We start from the raw sequence: 396 nt of genomic DNA on the forward strand, positions 1-396 counted from the left end.
CTTAGTGAAAAAGAATAAGAAAGAAAAGGAAAAAGGCAATTTGCCGTCTAAAAAGCAGACAGCAAATTGCCTTTTTGTATTGAAAAGAAATTAAAAGAATAAAAAACGTAAGTTTTTCAGTGGCCTCGTCTAAACTGGAATGGTTTTTAGTAGAGTATTATTTTCCTTCAAGAGTTGCGTTTTTTGCATTTAACTTCACTTTATCTTTTGTGTTTTTCAGTAAATGTTTAATTTCTTTAAAGCTTACAAAGCTTTTATTTTCTTCGTCTAATAGACGGAAGCGAATAGACTGTAAGCTTGTGCGAAGATTAATCGTTGTTGCTTGTTGTAAAGGTGGAGTCGATTCATGTGCTTTTTCCAAGTTATAGTTAGGAACTCTTGGGCTTAAATGATGCA

At 32.3% G+C, this 396-nt stretch carries 1 pseudogene; it reads right to left on the reverse strand.

The window, feature by feature from the left end:
- Positions 1-157: 157 nt before the first annotated feature.
- Positions 158-396 (reverse strand): annotated as a pseudogene (locus K9V48_RS28650) (fatty acid desaturase); the annotation flags it as partial.

Source organism: Metabacillus rhizolycopersici (assembly GCF_020075705.1).